Origin of the sequence: Pseudoalteromonas sp. SR43-7 (assembly GCF_014163785.1) — a bacterium.
In the GTDB taxonomy this organism is placed as follows: domain Bacteria; phylum Pseudomonadota; class Gammaproteobacteria; order Enterobacterales; family Alteromonadaceae; genus Pseudoalteromonas; species Pseudoalteromonas distincta.
In genome coordinates this window covers 1-17,486 of sequence record NZ_JACJDY010000018.1, presented here as the reverse complement: position 1 = coordinate 17,486, position 17,486 = coordinate 1, and the positions used below count along the sequence as shown (strand labels likewise).

Here is a 17,486-nt window from a genome sequence, read left to right as displayed (position 1 = left end):
ATACTTTTAAATGTTTAGATGTCTATAAGTCTAACTTGAGAGTTATTCAAAGTGGTGTAAAATAACGTTACGCATTTTTAATACCTTAAGCATTATGCAAAACTTAATCGCAAGCAGTTTAAAATATGAAAACGGGTCGCTTAGTGTGCTCGACCAATATTTACTACCTCACCAGCAGGTATGGCATCAGTGCCATGATGTAGAAACCATGAAAGAGCTGATCATTAACTTAAAAGTGCGTGGAGCCCCACTTATTGGTTTAGGCGCGAGCTTGTTAGTGGCGTATTTAGCTGAGCAAGGGATAGTTAAAGGTGAGCTTGAAAAAGCAATCAATGAACTAGAAGCCACTCGTCCAACGGCGGTTAATTTAATGCATTGTATGGCGGCATTGCGAAAAGCTTTAACGCAAAGCGATTATGTTGCCGGTATTGTTAGTACTGCTGAGCGGTTGTTTATTGAAGATATTGAGCTGTGTGAACGAATGGCAAACCGTGGTGCCGAGCTTATAAATAGTGGCGACAACATATTAACTCATTGTAATACAGGGGCGCTTGCAACCGCTGGTATTGGTACTGCACTAGGTGTTATCTACAAAGCGCAGCAAAAACATGGCAACGTACATGTGTGGGTTGATGAAACACGACCATTATTACAAGGCGGCCGCTTAACTGCCTTTGAGCTTGAGCGCTGGAAAATTCCGTACACATTAATTTGCGATAATATGGCGGCAAGTTTAATGGCTGCAGGTAAGGTAGATAAAATAGTAGTAGGGGCTGATCGTATTACTGCCAATGGTGATTTTGCCAATAAAGTGGGCACCTATAATTTAGCCGTACTTGCGTATTTTCATAACATTCCATTTTATGTAGTTGCGCCTATTACCACGCTTGATACCAACACCGCGTGTGGTGATGATATAGAAATAGAGCAACGTAATCCTCAAGAAGTGCGCGGAGTTAGCGGTAGCTTTGGTGAGGCTTTATGGGCACCCACTAATGCTAATGTGTATAACCCTGCATTTGATATAACGCCGGCAAAACTGGTCACAGGGTGGGTGTTAGATACAGGTGTGTATAACCAGCAACAAGTATTAATGGGTAAACTTAAAGAGCTAACTCAATAATATGCGACTGAATTCTGAAAGAAACTCAGAGGTACTATTTAGGTAGTTGGGGTAGGCTTTTTCTATTGATTTCAAGTCGCTCCCTGCAACTAGAAGCACGTTATTGTGAGTTTGTTTTTCTTGTTCGGCGTAATGCGTTAGAGCTTCTTGCTTTTTATTTTCTGCATATAAAAAGACTCGACCCATTTGTGTTTCTGTGTTGTGAACGAGTAAAGCAAAGCCTGTATCTTTCGATTTATTTTTAATTTCGTCAACTTGGAATGCGCGATTAAATGCATCAAGCTTATGAAATGCGGCTAGCTTTTTATTTAGTGCCGAAAGCTCATCAACAAAGGCCTGCGATTGTTGTGAACTTAATTGATTTGAACCATCTTTGACTGCAAGAAACTCACCCATGATAAAAAATAATCGCTTCCAATCTGTGTCGGCTGCTTGGGGATTAGTTTTTAGTGTTTCTTTTTCAATAATATCTACAATTTCAACAGTAGTAGCCCAAAGGTGCTGAAGCCTAGTGCGCAACTGAACTTCAATTTGAAAGCCTTTATAATCGTGAGATTCTAAATTGTTATAACTTTTATAAACACGATGAATACCTCTGTAGCCCGTCGCTTTTGGGTTTTCAATATAATCATATGACTTAACGCTATGAACAGCTCTACTCGAGTCTAAACTGGCGTTGAGTTGATATAGATGCTCTAGATTATCTAAGATTACTCGGCAGCCACCTATATCGTGCATTCGCTTTAGATTTATTGCGTTTTCACTTTTACCATCCAACGAGGCTCTTTGTAACTTATCTATAATAGTTGGCAAGCGCTTTAAGCGTCTAACTATGGTCGCCGATTCTAGCAAATGAAGCTTTTTTACATGTTTCCATACGAGGTTTTTAATAATAGTCAGCGGATATAAATGTGCTGCACGATAGTTCTGTACAACCTCTATTGCAAAGTCAAAATCACCTTCATTTTTACGAAAAATACGACCAGCCTTTTCAACTTGCTTACGTGAGTAGGCTAGTTGTTGTTTAGACTTTTGATATTGTTCGTTCACCATTAGAAAGTTACTCTTTATCAGCTGCATTGCTAAAATAATATTACAGAGTTAAGTGATTGAAGTCATCCTGCAAATAGCATAAATACGCTTATAGAAAATATAGTTTAGGCATGCGTGCACTGAGCTTTATTAATCGAGCAAGGGAAATTGCTCTGCAATAGACGAGTCAGTGCTTTTTGCTACCCAGCCTTCTGTATTGTTAAATAAGCGAATGGCAGTAAACTCAGGGTCGCTTCCCATATCAAACCAATGCGGGGTAAGTTCAGGCACTGAAATTAAATCGCCTTGTTGGCAAAGTACCTGATAAACCTTATTGCCTAAATGTAGGCAAAATAACCCTTGGCCTTTTACAAAAAAACGCACTTCGTCTTCACTATGAGTATGTTCAAATAAAAACTTTTTGCGCAGCTCTGATGAGGCAGGATTACCTTTAGCTAGAGATATAACGTCTACTGTTTGATAGCCATTTTCAGTTTTTAACCGATCTATATCGTTTTTGTACGCACTAATAATTTGCTCATGGGTGGTGTGCTCATTAATACCTGCATTTGCTTGCCACTGTTCAAAGCGTACGTTTACTTTAGCTAGTTGATTTACAATATCATCAGCATTTGATGTGCTTACAAGTGCTTTGTTTGCATCGTTGTCGGCATATATTGTTAATTGGCTCATACTAATGGCTCCAATTTAAATTGGCTAAAGTCATTAATATAAGGGTGTGCTTTAGTGCTTGCTTGCCCATCACGAATTAAATGTAGTGTTTTTAAGCCCGCAGCTTGTGCGGCATCAAGCTCGCCGGCTACATCACTTAAAAAGAGTATTTCTGCTGCTTTAAACGGTAACAGCTCAACAATAGTGTTATAGGCTATTTGCTCTTGTTTTGCGCCAACTTTGGTGTCAAAAAAGTCAGTAAACAAGCTACGAATGTCGCCATAATCACTGTATTTAAAAAGTAGCTGCTGCGCTTTTACCGACCCTGACGAGTACACATATAAAGTAATATCGTTGTTGTGTTGAGCTTGTAAAAAATCAAATGCATCTGGGTATAAATGACCTTTAAAATCACCGTGTTCATACCCTGTTTGCCAAATTAAGCCTTGTAACTGCTTAAGTGGAGTGATTTTTTTATCTTCATCAATCCAGGTAAGTAAAGTGCTAATGACTTCTTCTATATCGGCGTTTGGCTTTTCGATAAGCGCTTTTACGGCATTAATTTGCTCGGCTACATCGGGCTTATTAGTATTGGCACGTACAAAGGTAGGTAACTGTTTTGCCGCGTAAGGAAACAACACCTCTTTAACAAACGAGATACGGGTTATTGTGCCTTCGATGTCGGTTAAAATGGCTTTAATCATTTAGTTACTCCCGCTTGAATACCTATTATTTTTAAGCGCTCTAGTTCGCAACTAAATAAAAACTCTAAGGCTTCTAAGTGGCGACGAACTTCATCAATATTACGTCCTACTGCATATAAACCATGGCCACGTATCAGTACGCCATGCTCTATCGGCGTGTGTAAATGATGGTCACTGACCAGTAGGCTTAATCGGTCAATATCTTGATCGTTATCGAAAATAGGAATGCTCAGCGTTTCTAAATGCGAAGTAAAGCCGCTCAGTGCTTTTTGCATTTCATAGCCTGTTAAATCAAGCTGATGCCCTTGGGTAATTTGCGACAGTACGGTAGCGGCTACAGAGTGAGTATGCAAAACACACTGCGCATCAGGTATTAGCTGATACAAACTTAGGTGTAATTGTGTTTCTGCCGATGGTTTTACAGCTCCTGCTAGGCGCTCGCCTTGGTGATCTAATTGCAAAAAATGCTCTTGCGTCAGTGAGCCTTTATCGTGCCCACTTGCTGTAACAACAAAGCCAGTGCTAGTACGAGCTGAAAAGTTTCCGCCTGTTGCGGGTACCCAGCCTTTTTGGCTAACCCATTTTCCGGCTTCAATAAGTTGTGAAATAGCGGTATTGTTTTGCATACATTCCTCACTAATGAGCGTAAAGTTAATTGTTTTTAGACGGCTATACTTCTGTTTTAAGCAATGATAGCATCGCTTTAAGCGCAAAACCATCATTAAGGGTATCACGTGTTTGAAAGTAAATTACCAAATTTAGGCGTTAGTATATTTAGCCAAATGAGTGGGTTGGCTAATGAGTTTTCGGCAATTAATCTCTCTCAAGGCTTTCCTGAGTTTGATGCTCCTGATCTTTTAAAAACGCAGTTAAATTATTATGTGCAGCAGGGCGTTAATCAATATTCACCTTCAAGTGGTGTACCACGATTACAGCAACAAATTGCTGATTTAGCAAAGCGCAAATATGCAGCTGATATAAACGCGGCTGATCAAGTGACTGTTACCTCGGGTGCAACAGAGGCATTGTTTGTGGCTATTCAAACAATTGTGCGCCCAAATGATGAAGTGATTGTATTTGACCCTGCATATGACTCTTACCAACCGGCAATTGAACTCGCTGGTGGAAAGTCGGTACACATTGCTTTAAGTGCGCCAAATTACACTATTGATTGGCAAGTAGTAAGCCAAGCTATTACTAAAAATACCCGTGCAATTATTATTAATACGCCTCATAACCCAAGCGGTAAAATATTACAGCCACAAGATATAAAAGCGCTTAAAGAGTTAGTTGGTACTCACAATTTGTATGTAATAAGCGATGAGGTATATGAGCACATTACATTTGATGAACAACCGCATTTAAGCGTATTACGCGATGATGAATTATTTGCCAAAAGCTTTGTTGTATCGAGTTTTGGTAAAACGTTTCACAGCACGGGCTGGAAAATGGGTTACTGTATTGCACCTGCTGATTTAGCTGTCGAATTTAGAAAAATTCATCAGTACGTTACGTTTTCAAGTTTTACCCCCGCACAGCATGCGCTTGCCGATATGCTCGAGCAGCAAGGTGAGCATATAGATGAGCTAAGCGGGTTTTATCAGCAAAAACGCGACTTATTAGCGAGTCATTTAAGTAACAGCCGTTTTAAAATTCTACCTAGCCAAGGCACTTACTTTTTATTGTTAGATTACAGCGATGTATCGGATTTAAACGATGTTGAATTTTGCCATTGGTTAGTTGAGCAAGCCGGTGTTGCGGCTATTCCGTTAAGTGTTTTTTATCAAAATCCACCAACCGACAAAGTAATTCGTTTATGCTTTGCTAAAAACGACAACACTCTCATAGAGGCTGCGCAAATATTATGTCAACTTTAACCATTACAGCATTGCAAAGCTCGCTTTATTGGCTTGATAAAGATGCTAATTTAGCCATGTTTAATAAGCAGCTTGAAGCAATTACGCATCAGCCCGATCTTATTTTACTGCCCGAAACATTCTCGACTGGCTTTGCCATTAATTTAGATTGTGCAGAGCCTGAAAACGGTAAAGTACTGACGTGGTTAAAGGCACAGGCTCATAAACATAATGCGGTTATTGCCGGTTCGGTACTTGTTGCACAAGGCGATAAAAAAGCGAATCGGTTTTATTGGGTAAAACCCGATGGTGAGGTGAGTTATTACGATAAGCGCCATTTATTTCGCTTAGGCAGCGAGGGCGATTATGTTGTAGCAGGGCAAGCGCGCAAAGTTTTTGAAATCAATGGTTTTAAACTATTACCGCAAGTATGCTATGACCTGCGCTTTCCGGTATTTCAACGTAATAATAACGACTACGATGTAATGATAAACGTAGCAAATTGGCCTGCTGTACGCCGCCATATTTGGGATACGTTACTTATGGCGCGTGCAATGGAAAACCTGTGTTACGTAGTAGGTGTTAATCGTGTGGGTGACGACGGTAATGGTGTGGCGCACAATGGCGGTACGGCAGTATACGACTTCAAAGGCGATGCGTTAACTAAAGCGCAAGATAACACTGAGCAACTAGTTACTATCACGCTTGAAAAAGCGCCACTGGATGAGTTTAAAGCAGCGTTTCCTGCCTATTTAGATGCAGACTCTTTTACATTAATATAAACACGTTAATTTAGCGCAGAGCCAATAAAGTGTTAAAATAGTCGCTGATATTTTTGTTGGCGGCTAATGTACATTATGAACACTTTAATCACTCCTGTAATTTTAGCAGGTGGCATAGGCTCTCGCTTGTGGCCGCTTTCTCGCCAAGCAATGCCTAAACAATTTTTACCACTACTAAATGAAAACACGTCATTGCTACAAAGTACGTTGGCGCGTGTTTCTAATGAGTTGTTTGATAATGCTATTTTAGTGTGTAACGAGCAGCACCGATTTATTGCCGCCGAGCAGGCTGAAAGCTCAATTCCTACTGCATTATTACTCGAACCTAAAGGTAAAAATACCGCGCCTGCCATCGCATTAGTCGCCCACTATGCGCTGCAAAATGGGATTACCGGCCCGCTATTAGTGATGCCTGCCGATCATCATATTAAAAACTTTGATGTATTAACGGCTAAGCTCCCTGAAGCTGTAAAACTTGCCGAGCAAGGAAAGCTAGTGACGTTTTCTATTACTCCTACAGAGCCTCATACTGGCTATGGTTATATAAAACAAGGCGCGGTTATTGTTGGAACGGGTTGTTACGATGTTGCACAATTTAAAGAAAAGCCTGACGTAGATACAGCGAGCCGCTATTTAGCTCAAGGTGGTTATAGCTGGAATAGCGGGATGTTTTTATTTACCCCTGCAGCCTATTTAAAAGAGCTCGAACGGTTTGCGCCAAAAATAGCAACGAGTGTCGCTGCAGCGGCGCAATTTACTAAAGATTTAGGGTTTACCCGCCCAAGCAACAGTGCGCTTGAACACTGCCCAAGCGATTCAATTGATTACGCCATTTTAGAGCGCAGTAATAACGTAGTTGTTATGCCTGTTGATTTAAAATGGAGTGATGTAGGTAGTTTTTCATCCCTTGATGCGCTTACAAAAAAAGATAAAAACGGTAATAGTTTAAACGCTAATTATATGGCTCAAAAAAGCACTAATAACTTAGTTATTAACGAGGCTGAACACACTATTGCCACGCTTGGAGTTAGCAATTTAGCAATTATTCATACTCATGATGCCACGTTAATTGCAAACCAAAATGAGCTAGATTCTCTGCCTTTGTTGCTTAAGAAAATTGCTACAACACAGGCTGATAAACTTAATCATCATCAAGTGGTTTTTCGCCCTTGGGGGAATTACCGTACTTTGGTTGAAGGCATTGGCTTTAAAGTTAAAAAAATTACTGTTACCAGCGGTGCTAAGCTTTCGACGCAGCGCCATCAGCATCGTGCTGAACATTGGGTTGTGGTTTCGGGTATTGCAGATGTGTGTATTGATAAGCAAGCGTATACGCTAACGCACGACCAATCGTGTTATATCGCGGCTAAGCAAATTCATAGTTTGGCTAATAATCAAAAAGAGCCGTTAATTGTCATTGAAGTGCAAACCGGTACTGTACTTGATGAAAGCGATATAGAGCGATTTGATGATAAATATGGAAGGGGTTAATCATTAGCTTTTTTAAAGCTAATTCACTATTACTCTAACTGCCCACGCACAAACTTTAAATATTGCTCTAAGCTGCGTTGCCACAGATCTAATGCTTCATCAAGCATGTCGTTATGTGGCTTTTTATCGAGTAAACGGCGCTCTATTTTTTTAAGCTCAATACCATAGCGATTAAAACCAAGTTGCAGAGCGGTACTTGCTTGGCGATGTAAAAGTTTAATGCATTGCTCTGGTTGTTGGTCAATAAGCTTTTGACAGCGAATTAGCTTGTTACGCGCCGAGAGCACAAACTCATTATAAATCGACGATACTTCATCTTCACTAAATGAGCTGGTGAGTGTTTCGGCCGCTGTTTTGTCATACAAGGTATCAATAAGTTCTACTGCAATACTCGCAGTTTGATTAGATTGGGAGTCGCTAAGTGCTTGGCGAAGCTTTTCATGCTTAATAGGCTTGCCTACAATGTCTTTTATTCCTAATTCTAAATACTCTTTTACTTCGTCAGGGCTAAGGCTTGCAGTAAATGCGAGTACTGGCGTTCGTTGATTTTTATGATCTATGCGCTTTAGACGTTTAAGTACTTCTTGGCCTGTTAAATCAGGTAGGTTCATATCAAGCAAAACAACATCGAAGTGGTGAGCTTGCATGAGCTCTATGGCACTTTTCCCATCTTTTGCGAGCTTAATTTTGTGTTCATCGTCGGCCATAAATTCTATAGCAATTTTTTGATTTAAATCTAAATCTTCAACCAGTAATACATCAAGACCTGTTAAGTAATCTTTAGTTTGATGGCGCTGCTCTACAAGGCTTAATTCACCTAAAGTAAAAGTAACGGTAAAGCTAAATACACTACCAGTACCAAGCTGGCTGGCTATTTCGAGTCGACTACTGAGCTTTTCAAGCAGGCGGCTAGTAATAGCTAAACCAAGGCCGGTTCCGCCTTTCTCTTTTCCTGCACTACTTTGTACATAAGGTTCTGTTAAGTAGGCTATCTCGTCATTTTCTATACCTGGCCCTGAATCTTTTACACTAATTTTTATCGTGTGCTCAAGTTGTTTTTCTAATACTAAATCAACCTGAATTTTAACGGTTCCGTGATCTGTAAACTTAATGGCGTTACCGACTAAATTAATAATTATTTGTCTAAGTTTTTGTTGGTCGCAGTAATAACAGGCTTGCTCAGGAATATTATAGATCAGCTCAAATTTTAGCTGCTTTTGCTCGGCCATTGGGCTTAGTAATAAACATAAATTATTAAGCCATGTTTTAAATTCTACATCTTCTTCGTAAAGCGCTTCGTCACTTTGATCTAGGCTCGCGTAATCAAGGACCTTATCTACCAACAAGTTAAGTGATTCGGCAGAATTTATAATCGCCTCGCAATAGGCTTTATTGCGGGTATCACTTGTTTGGTTCATAACAAGTTGGGCGCTGCCTAAAATACCGTTTAGTGGGGTGCGAATTTCGTGGCTTATTGTTGATAAAAAGAGCCCGCGAATTTCTAAATCTTTTTGTGCTTTATCGGCGAGTTTATTGAGGTGCTGCTCTCTGCGCTCATTACATAATAACGCCATACCTGCAGCATAAAACATGGGTGCAATTACGCCATTTAAAAATAGCAAAGAGCTAAACCAGCCGTTTACTAAAAGATTTTTTTGTTCAATGTTATCCATAAATAACGAGCGGCCAATAAAGCTCAAAGCAACAAGCGTTAAAATGGTTATGTATACAATGCTGCCATTAGGGTAGGGTTTGCGCGCGTACTTAATAAATATAAAGAGTAAAAAGCCGGCCTCTGCTATGTGCTGTATATCGGATGCAATCACTCTTTCGTGTAAAGATGGGTCAAAAAAGGTGTAATAGCCAAGCATTACAGTGCAAAAAGCGGTCACTGAGCAAAGTAATTTAAAACCAATACCGTGATAATTTAAAAACTGACTGAGCGATAAACAATGCACTATTGATGCGGCAAACATCATGCTACTAGCAGCGCTAATAATCACTAAATTATGTGTATCACCAACAAGAGTAAAACCAATAACAGAGCCTAATATCAATATGGGATAGAAAATGTATAGCAGCGTGCCCGATATTTGTTTGTTTGTTCGCCATGTTAAAAAGTTAAGTAAGGTCATTACAACCATGATGGCGATGCTGGCAAAATAAAGAGTGAAAGAGTCGAGCATTAATATTCCAGCAAAGTAGTTTTAAACTAAGATTATCAAAAGTATACACTTATACCAATTATCAAAACAGATCACTTAGGCAAGCAAATTGGTATTCAATAAGTGTGTAACACATACAAAAACAGACACCTAAGTGTCTGTTTTTAATTTTAAACTAAATATATGATTAACGAATTTCATCAGGGATATTTTGTTGTGCCCAAGATAGGAGCTCAATACGGTTACGACATTTAGTTTTTCTAAATGCGCTATATAAATGTGTTTTAACTGTGTGTGGACTGATACTTAAATCTTCTGCGATTTCTTTATTCTTCGAACCTTTACTCATTAATGAGATTATTGCTTTTTCTCGCTTAGTAAGTTTAACAGGCTCAATATCGCCTTCGGTTAGTTTATGCAGCGCATCTTTATTAAATTGCAGCATACGATTTAATGCATTACACATAATATCGCGACGGTACCAAAGCTGATCTTCAAGTAGTAAGCGAATACCTTTCATTAATACATCGGCGTTATCTGTTGTGTAAAATACGCCACGAATACCGCTCAACAATGCACGATTAGCAAGCTCAGGGTTCTCGTCTAGATTAAATAATATGATATCGCATTTAATACGTAGGTTTACTAGTTGTTCTTTTAGTTTTCCCCATGCATCCTTGCTAGATGTTTCGATAAACAAAAGTCGAGTCCCTTCAGGTATATCTAAAATATTAGTACCCGTGGTTACGTCAAGGCCTTGCGTTTTTAACAAAGGTTCTAAAACGTTAATACCAATAGTGTTAATTGGCTCTTGATCTAATAACAAAAAGGCTGAACTGCTCATGTTTTTATACTCTTTTATAAAGCTGACTGTTTAAGTTTATCACGACTTCCGCACCTTTTGTATTAGAAAGTCGCTGAAGCACTCAATAACAAATACGATTTTACGATTATTTAAACATAAAATGTTGCAAATAAGTAACTATTTATTCTTTATAACCATGAAAAATCATAACATTTGTAATTAGTTGGTTGAGCAGAATAGTTAGATAAAAATCTTTAATTAATTTACTTTTTTTACATTTTGGTAAGGTGGCCATCCCATTTCTTTACCGCCAAGCATATGTAAATGTATGTGATAAACGGTTTGTCCACCATGTTCGTTACAGTTCATGACTACGCGGTATCCGTCCTCAGCAAAATTGTGTTGCTTAGCTAATTTTGCCGCAACAACGTATAAATTGCCTACTAAATGTGAGTTTTCAGGGTTTATATCATTTATAGTAGCAATTGCTTTTTTTGGAATAATTAACACGTGAAATGGTGCTTGTGGGTTTATATCTTTAAATGCGAGGGTGTCTTCATCTTCGTAGACAATGTCGGCCGGAATTTCACGATTAATTATTTTGGTAAAAATAGTCTCTTGGCTCATAGTGTGTTCCTAATTAAGTGTTATGAATTTTAAGCTCACTAATGACAAACTTTCAAAGCAGTGTCAAACTGAAATCAAATAAAGGAGTTAATATGCTTAAACCAATTTTAATAAGTAGTGCAGTTGCATTACTACTTAGTTTTTCGGCTAATGCTGAAAACATTCACTTTCCAGAAGAAATTGTACCACTACAAGTGGGCGATAAAATGCTAGAAAGCTCTTTGTTTAGCCGTATTGATGATGTAGAGCTTGCGCCAGGAACTTACCAGCTTAGGCTAAAATATACCGATTTATATGAAGATGATTATGACACGCATGAAGTTGTGGAGTCGGAACCATTTTGGGTAAGTGTAACTGTTGAAGCAGGTAAAGATTATACCTTAGTGTTTAATCGTGCTGAAAATGCAGTATCTGCAAAAGTATTTGCAGAAGCACCACAAGTTAGTTTAAAAGCAAAAAGTAGCGCTGTTGCTAAGCCTTTAAGTGTTATTTCTAACACGCAGCTAGCAAGCAATAAACCGGTAATGCAAAATACAATGCCTGCAGGACCTTCTCGTCCTAGTCAGCCAATAAAGCCGATAGCACCAATTACAGGTAAAGGCATGCCAAGTGCGCCGCAAATGCTTGATTTTTGGTGGCAACAAGCCACAACTGCAGAGCGTAAAGCTTTTTTAGAAAAAGTGACAAAGTAGAAAAATAGCAAAACAAAAGGGCCAAATTTGGCCCTTTTTAGTTTCTAGTTAACGCTATTTATTCAAATAATGCGTCAATAGTACCTTGTGCAAGAGGGTGATACCCAGGGCGTGCTTTTAAGTACACGCTTTGTGCCCACTCTTTTTTACCGTTAGTGATAAGGGATTTATATAATGGGACAATTAATTTACGACGGCCAATACCTGATAAGTGCTTATCAAGTGCAGGGTAAATTGGTTGATAACCATTTCCTACTGCTAGCATAAACCAAGCAAATGCACGTTCAGCATTAGTTGACTGTGTTAGGTTAAATTCTGAGTCAAGCTCTACCATGTGCTCTTGGCTTAAATCACGTGGTAAGTTATTTAAAAAGTGTAGCCACTCATGCACAGACCAATCAGCTGTTGGCAGTTGAGCTGCAGTTGTGTCGCCTTTTAGCCATGCTGCTGTTGCAGTATCTACTTTATCAAATGCATCAGAAGTAGGGTTTGGCGCATCATTTGGTAATCCAGGTTCAAAAATCCATTCGTTTACTTTATCCATGCTTACAACACCAGGATACTTTTCAATTAAGTTAGCTTTTAAGTAAGTAACAAATTGCGCGGTAGTAAGTGATTTAAACGAAAACTCTTTAAAGTACGCTTTTACAAACGGGTCAAACTTATCGCGACCATATTTGTTTTCTAGGTAAATTAAAAATAATTGACCTTTAGTGTAAGGCACTGAACTGAATGCATCGTCTGGGTCGCGGCCGTTAAGTTTTAAATTAAGGCGTGTATCTGGTGCATCAATTGTTTTAAGTTGTGCGCGTAAAGACGCTGAATCAAGTGCTTGTTCCATAACCGCACGGTCACGGCCAAATACTTCTTCCATAATGCGGTTTTCAACGTACGAGGTAAAACCTTCGTTTAACCATAAATCTTCCCACGTTGCGTTAGTTACTAAGTTACCTGACCAAGAATGAGCAAGCTCATGAGCAATAAGGTTAACTAAGCTTTTATCACCGGCAACAACCGTTGGAGTAATAAATGATAAGCGTGGGTTTTCCATGCCACCAAACGGAAAACTTGGTGGTAGCATTAATAAGTCGTAGCGACCCCATGCATATTCGCCGTACATCGCGTTTGTTTTATCGATCATGGCTTGGGTGTCGTCAAATTCAGCAACTGAGGCATCTAAAATTGTCGGTTCAGCAAATATGCCTGTTTGATGCGACATTGATTTAAATTCTAAGTTACCTGCGCCAATAGCAATTAGGTAAGGTGAAATTGCTTGTGGCATATCAAAAATGTAGTCGCCATCTTTATAAAGCGCATCTTTGTTATCTGCACTCATTACAGCACGTATATCTTTTGGTGTATGAATTCGTGCAGAGTAAGTTACACGCATTGCGGGTGTATCTTGCACTGGGATCCAACTACGTGCATGAATTGCTTGCGATTGGCTGTACATAAATGGATGCGTTTTACTTGCCGTTTGCTCTGGTGTTAACCATTGCAGGCCTGAAGCTTCTGGGCGACTGTTGTAATAAATACGAACTACTTCAGCTTGGTTTTTAAACACAATAGTAAGCTTTGAACCTTTAACGTCATCTCGCTTAGCTAAATCAAAAGTCGCTTTTTTCCAGTTGCCGCTTTGCTCTTTGTACATTACTTTATCAATGTCTAAGTCGCGGGTATCAAGTACGAGAGTTCTACTTTTGCTGTTGTTCCACTGAAGAGTATGCTCTACAAAACCTTCTAACTGCTTGTCGGCAAAATCGACATCTAAATCAAGGTTTAAGTGAGTAGTAACAACATCATCAAGGTTAGCATACGAGTTTTGGTCAATCGCATTAGCCATTGCTTGCGAACACATACCCGCCATAGCGAGGCTTAAAAAAAGAGGTTTAATTTTCATCATTACTCTGAACACAAATAAAAAAGTGCTGGTTTTATATCACGATTGACACGGCGGGTTGAGTGATTTTTACAATCTAGTGCCACATTTGCGACGATGAGGTAAACTATTGCGATTAGTTACCGGTATTTTTAGAGAGCTTTGTGGCGCATTCATTACACTCCTTACATACATTCGCATTAAACAGCCAATGCCAAAATTTTGTTGAAATTACTCAGCTTGAGCAACTTAAAACGCAAAATTTTAGTGCACCGTTTTGTTTGCTGGGCGAGGGCAGTAATACCGTATTTTTAAATGACTACATGGGTACGGTTATAAAAATAGCTTTAAAAGGTATTAAAATTACCGAGCGCGAGAACGACACACTAATAAGTATTGCCGCAGGCGAAAACTGGCATCAACTAGTTAGCTATTTATTAGAGAAAAATATACCAGGGCTTGAAAATTTAGCACTTATACCGGGCACTGTTGGCGCATCGCCGGTACAAAATATTGGTGCTTATGGTGTTGAGATAGCTAAATTTGTTGAGTTGGTAGAGTACTTTGATATAACCACTAACACTATGTATTCATTAAATAACGAGCAATGTGAATTTGCTTACAGAGACTCAATATTTAAACATGCCCTTAAAAATAAAGCGGTGATCACGCAAGTACACTTAGCGCTCCCAAAAAAATGGCAACCAGCATTAAGTTATGGCCCTTTGCAGCAGCTCTCAAGCATCACCCCGCAAGCTGTATTCGATCAGGTTATAAAAACGCGTAATAGCAAATTACCTAACCCATATACACTTGCCAATGCGGGCAGCTTTTTTAAAAACCCTATAATAACCAACCAGCAGTTAGCTGAACTATTAAAGCAATTTGCCGATTTACCTCATTACGAATATGGGCAAAGTCATCACAAGGTCGCGGCAGGTTGGTTAATCGATCAAAGTGATTTAAAAGGGCACCGCGAGGCAGGTATAGAAGTGCATCAACAACAAGCTCTAGTACTTGTTAATCACGGAAATAGTGAAGGCAGCGACCTAATAAAAATGATTAAACACATTCAGCAAGTTGTTTATACGCGTTACAACATTATGTTAGAGCACGAAGTACGTTTAATGGATGCACGCAGCGAATGCCATATTTACGCGGAGCCTAAGTAATGAAAGCACCTGATGGAAACAAACTCGCTATATTAAATGCACTCAACCAAGGAGGCTTTGTATCTGGCCAAGCCTTGGGTGAAAAGCTAGGTATTAGCCGAGCTGCGGTAAGTAAACATATTAAAACGTTACAAGAAATGGGCTTGGATATTTTTAAAGTGACTGGCAAAGGCTATTGTTTGAATAGTCAGGTGGGCCTTTTAAATAAAACGCAAATTGATCAGCACTACAAAGCGCTAGGTGCAAATACTGCCGATGTAGAAGTACACCCTATTATTGATTCGACCAACAGCGAGCTTATGCGCCGTATACAGGCCAAAACAACGCTTGAGTCTGGCACTGTTATTGTTGCTGAAATGCAGCAAGCAGGACGTGGTAGACGCGGCCGTGTTTGGCAGTCCCCATTTGGCGCTAATCTGTATTACAGTTACTTTTGGCGTTTAGATGACGGCTTACAAGCTGCAATGGGCGTATCAATTGCAGTAGGTCTTGCTGTTTATGATGCTATTAAAGCGTTATACCAAGTTGACGTAGAACTTAAGTGGCCTAACGATATTTATATAAATAAGCAAAAACTTGCAGGTGTATTGGTTGAATTAGATGGACAACCGCAAGGACCTTGTCAGTTAGTGATTGGTATCGGTATTAATTTACAAATGCCTGAGAGCTTTAGTCAGCATATAGACCAAGCGTGGACCGACTTAAATCAACATACTCAAAAGCTCGATAAAAACCAACTTGTGGCTTCTCTTACTCACCATTTAGAGCAGCGTTTAGCGCAGTATCGTCAAACGGGTTTGCAAGCTATGTATCAGCAATGGAATTCGCTCAATGCGTTTGCTGGTGAATATGTTGAACTAAACACAGGGCACCGAAGTTGGCGTGGAATATGTGAAGGTATTGACCCACAAGGTGGAATACGAATTCGCCAAGACGGGGAGGTAAAAAGTTATTACGGTGGGGAAGTCTCCCTTAGAAAGGCGCAATTATGAAATTATTGATCGACGTAGGAAATACATCATTAAAAGCTGTGTTGTGGCATAACGAGCAAGCACAACCGGCAGATATAAATAACCTGCCTTGGTTACAAATAACCGAAGTGATTTATGCATGTGTAGGGCGCAGTGATTTACTAAACGATATTCTCGCGCAAGCGGCTAGCAATAATATTATTTGTCTTGAAGCCAAGGTAACCAAAACGCTTGGAGATCTTGTATGCGCTTACGAGCATGTAGCTAACTTAGGCATAGACAGGTGGCTTGCGCTTATTGCTGGATTTACGTTATATCCAAACACAGCATGCATTGTTGTTGATGCGGGTACTGCGACAACAATTGATGTGCTTAGTAGTGAAGGGTTGCATTTAGGTGGCTGGATTTTACCTGGGCTTGATTTAATGACCTCATCACTTACACAAAATACTCAACGTGTTTTTGATGATGGTAAAACTCCATTTACCAATGAACTGGGTAAAAATACGCCTAATGGTTTAAAAAATGGTGCTTTAGTAGCAACCATTGGAGCAATTGAGCAAGCTAAGTTGCACTTAACGGATAAAAAAACAGAGCAAAAAGTACAAATAATTTTTGCTGGTGGCTATGGCTTGCTTTTACAACAGCAATTTGAGGGAAGTATTTTTGATTCATTACTCGTAATGAAGGGGTTAAATTACTGGCACCAGCTAAGCAAAACAACATAAAAAAGTGCAAAAAACGTGTTTTCGCGTGAATATTGAGCATTTAAACTAAAAATTTACACTTTTTTTAATTTTATAGTTGCATCCCAATAAACCTTACTCTAATATCTCGCCCCGTACTAAAGCAGTGCCGACTTAGCTCAGCTGGTAGAGCAACTGACTTGTAATCAGTAGGTCAACCGTTCGACTCGGTTAGTCGGCACCACTTTCCTTTTACCGGAAGTGAATTAGTAGAGAATTATCGTGGAGGGGTTCCCGAGCGGCCAAAGGGATCAGACTGTAAATCTGACGGCTCAGCCTTCGCTGGTTCGAATCCAGCTCCCTCCACCACTTTATTCTTGACGGTTAGAGGTAGTTTAAGAACAGATTTTTATGCGGGCATCGTATAATGGCTATTACCTCAGCCTTCCAAGCTGATGATGCGGGTTCGATTCCCGCTGCCCGCTCCAGTTCTTGTGTTGCTGATATAGCTCAGTTGGTAGAGCGCACCCTTGGTAAGGGTGAGGTCGGCAGTTCGACTCTGCCTATCAGCACCAGTCCTAAGAATCTCCTTGATTACTTCCTTTATCTGTCAGAAAATACTATTTGAAAAAGATTAACTTAATCTACCTTTGGTGGATTATTTTCATATGTAATTTAGATACACAAAACTGATAGGTTCCGTCATGGCAAAAGAAAAGTTTGAACGCGTAAAACCGCACGTAAACGTTGGTACAATCGGCCACGTTGACCACGGTAAAACTACACTAACTGCAGCAATCACTAACGTACTTGCAAAAGTATACGGCGG

At 39.6% G+C, this 17,486-nt stretch carries 17 protein-coding genes and 4 tRNA genes; 13 read left to right on the top strand and 8 right to left on the bottom strand.

Annotated elements, in window-relative coordinates; translation table 11 throughout:
* Positions 1-94 precede the first annotated feature (94 nt).
* The gene (gene mtnA / locus H5087_RS13945; RefSeq protein WP_182672413.1) at positions 95-1,123 is read left to right on the top strand and encodes an S-methyl-5-thioribose-1-phosphate isomerase; all 1,029 of its coding nucleotides are present in this window, start codon (positions 95-97) and stop codon (positions 1,121-1,123) included.
* Here the strand turns inward: mtnA and H5087_RS13940 are convergent.
* From H5087_RS13940 to H5087_RS13925, 4 genes are all read right to left on the bottom strand, one after another.
* Positions 1,112-2,176: a RelA/SpoT domain-containing protein gene (locus H5087_RS13940; RefSeq protein ID WP_007579871.1), complete on the bottom strand. Its 1,065-nt coding sequence runs from the start codon at positions 2,174-2,176 to the stop codon at positions 1,112-1,114. The two genes, mtnA and H5087_RS13940, sit on opposite strands and share 12 nt — an antisense overlap.
* A gap of 129 nt (positions 2,177-2,305) precedes the next feature.
* Positions 2,306-2,848, bottom strand: a complete 543-nt coding sequence (locus H5087_RS13935) for an acireductone dioxygenase (protein ID WP_182672412.1) — start codon at positions 2,846-2,848, stop codon at positions 2,306-2,308.
* The gene (gene mtnC / locus H5087_RS13930) at positions 2,845-3,531 is read right to left on the bottom strand and encodes an acireductone synthase (protein ID WP_182672411.1); all 687 of its coding nucleotides are present in this window, start codon (positions 3,529-3,531) and stop codon (positions 2,845-2,847) included. Before mtnC ends, H5087_RS13935 begins: the two co-directional genes overlap by 4 nt.
* The gene (locus H5087_RS13925) at positions 3,528-4,157 is read right to left on the bottom strand and encodes a methylthioribulose 1-phosphate dehydratase (RefSeq protein ID WP_004334937.1); all 630 of its coding nucleotides are present in this window, start codon (positions 4,155-4,157) and stop codon (positions 3,528-3,530) included. Before H5087_RS13925 ends, mtnC begins: the two co-directional genes overlap by 4 nt.
* Positions 4,158-4,265: 108 nt before the next feature.
* On the opposite strand from H5087_RS13925, the gene H5087_RS13920 reads away from it, so the two are divergent.
* The 3 genes from H5087_RS13920 to H5087_RS13910 all read left to right on the top strand — a co-directional run bounded on the left by H5087_RS13920 (position 4,266) and on the right by H5087_RS13910 (position 7,660).
* Complete coding sequence (locus H5087_RS13920; RefSeq protein ID WP_182672410.1) at positions 4,266-5,408, top strand: methionine aminotransferase; 1,143 nt, start codon at positions 4,266-4,268, stop codon at positions 5,406-5,408.
* Positions 5,396-6,169: an amidohydrolase gene (locus H5087_RS13915; protein ID WP_149601945.1), complete on the top strand. Its 774-nt coding sequence runs from the start codon at positions 5,396-5,398 to the stop codon at positions 6,167-6,169. The genes H5087_RS13920 and H5087_RS13915 overlap by 13 nt, the downstream gene beginning before the upstream one ends.
* Before the next feature lie 75 nt (positions 6,170-6,244).
* A complete protein-coding gene (locus H5087_RS13910; protein WP_182672409.1) occupies positions 6,245-7,660 on the top strand; it encodes a mannose-1-phosphate guanylyltransferase/mannose-6-phosphate isomerase in 1,416 nt (471 codons plus the stop codon).
* Between the two features lie 29 nt (positions 7,661-7,689).
* Here the strand turns inward: H5087_RS13910 and H5087_RS13905 are convergent, their stop codons facing one another.
* From H5087_RS13905 to H5087_RS13895, 3 genes are all read right to left on the bottom strand, one after another.
* Positions 7,690-9,846 carry a response regulator gene (locus H5087_RS13905; RefSeq protein ID WP_182672408.1) on the bottom strand — a complete coding sequence of 719 codons (2,157 nt, stop codon included), beginning with the start codon at positions 9,844-9,846 and terminating at the stop codon, positions 7,690-7,692.
* Between the two features lie 166 nt (positions 9,847-10,012).
* Positions 10,013-10,669, bottom strand: a complete 657-nt coding sequence (locus H5087_RS13900; RefSeq protein ID WP_004334929.1) for a response regulator transcription factor — start codon at positions 10,667-10,669, stop codon at positions 10,013-10,015.
* Between the two features lie 219 nt (positions 10,670-10,888).
* A complete protein-coding gene (locus H5087_RS13895; protein ID WP_004334923.1) occupies positions 10,889-11,257 on the bottom strand; it encodes a histidine triad nucleotide-binding protein in 369 nt (122 codons plus the stop codon).
* A gap of 92 nt (positions 11,258-11,349) precedes the next feature.
* Here H5087_RS13895 and H5087_RS13890 point away from each other — a divergent pair, with 92 nt between their 5' ends.
* Positions 11,350-11,949, top strand: coding sequence for a DUF2057 domain-containing protein (locus H5087_RS13890; protein WP_004334921.1), 600 nt, complete (start codon positions 11,350-11,352; stop codon positions 11,947-11,949).
* 58 nt (positions 11,950-12,007) lie between these two features.
* Here H5087_RS13890 and H5087_RS13885 read toward each other — a convergent pair whose 3' ends face one another.
* On the bottom strand, positions 12,008-13,849 hold the full coding sequence (locus tag H5087_RS13885) for a M1 family metallopeptidase (protein WP_182672494.1): 1,842 nt from the start codon (positions 13,847-13,849) through the stop codon (positions 12,008-12,010).
* A 143-nt stretch (positions 13,850-13,992) separates the two neighbouring features.
* On the opposite strand from H5087_RS13885, the gene murB reads away from it, so the two are divergent.
* The 8 genes from murB to H5087_RS13845 form a co-directional block, all read left to right on the top strand.
* A complete protein-coding gene (gene murB / locus H5087_RS13880) occupies positions 13,993-15,000 on the top strand; it encodes a UDP-N-acetylmuramate dehydrogenase (RefSeq protein WP_182672407.1) in 1,008 nt (335 codons plus the stop codon).
* Positions 15,000-15,992: a bifunctional biotin--[acetyl-CoA-carboxylase] ligase/biotin operon repressor BirA gene (gene birA / locus H5087_RS13875; RefSeq protein WP_182672406.1), complete on the top strand. Its 993-nt coding sequence runs from the start codon at positions 15,000-15,002 to the stop codon at positions 15,990-15,992. The genes murB and birA overlap by 1 nt, the downstream gene beginning before the upstream one ends.
* Positions 15,989-16,699, top strand: coding sequence for a type III pantothenate kinase (locus H5087_RS13870; RefSeq protein ID WP_182672404.1), 711 nt, complete (start codon positions 15,989-15,991; stop codon positions 16,697-16,699). Before birA ends, H5087_RS13870 begins: the two co-directional genes overlap by 4 nt.
* Before the next feature lie 126 nt (positions 16,700-16,825).
* Positions 16,826-16,901 (top strand) — tRNA-Thr (locus H5087_RS13865).
* A gap of 40 nt (positions 16,902-16,941) precedes the next feature.
* Positions 16,942-17,026: transfer RNA gene (locus H5087_RS13860), tRNA-Tyr, on the top strand.
* A gap of 44 nt (positions 17,027-17,070) precedes the next feature.
* Positions 17,071-17,145: transfer RNA gene (locus tag H5087_RS13855), tRNA-Gly, on the top strand.
* Positions 17,146-17,156: 11 nt separating this feature from the next.
* A tRNA-Thr gene (locus tag H5087_RS13850) sits at positions 17,157-17,232 on the top strand.
* Positions 17,233-17,361: 129 nt separating this feature from the next.
* On the top strand, positions 17,362-17,486 hold a 125-nt coding region (locus H5087_RS13845; RefSeq protein ID WP_033023824.1), incomplete at its 3' end, for a GTP-binding protein.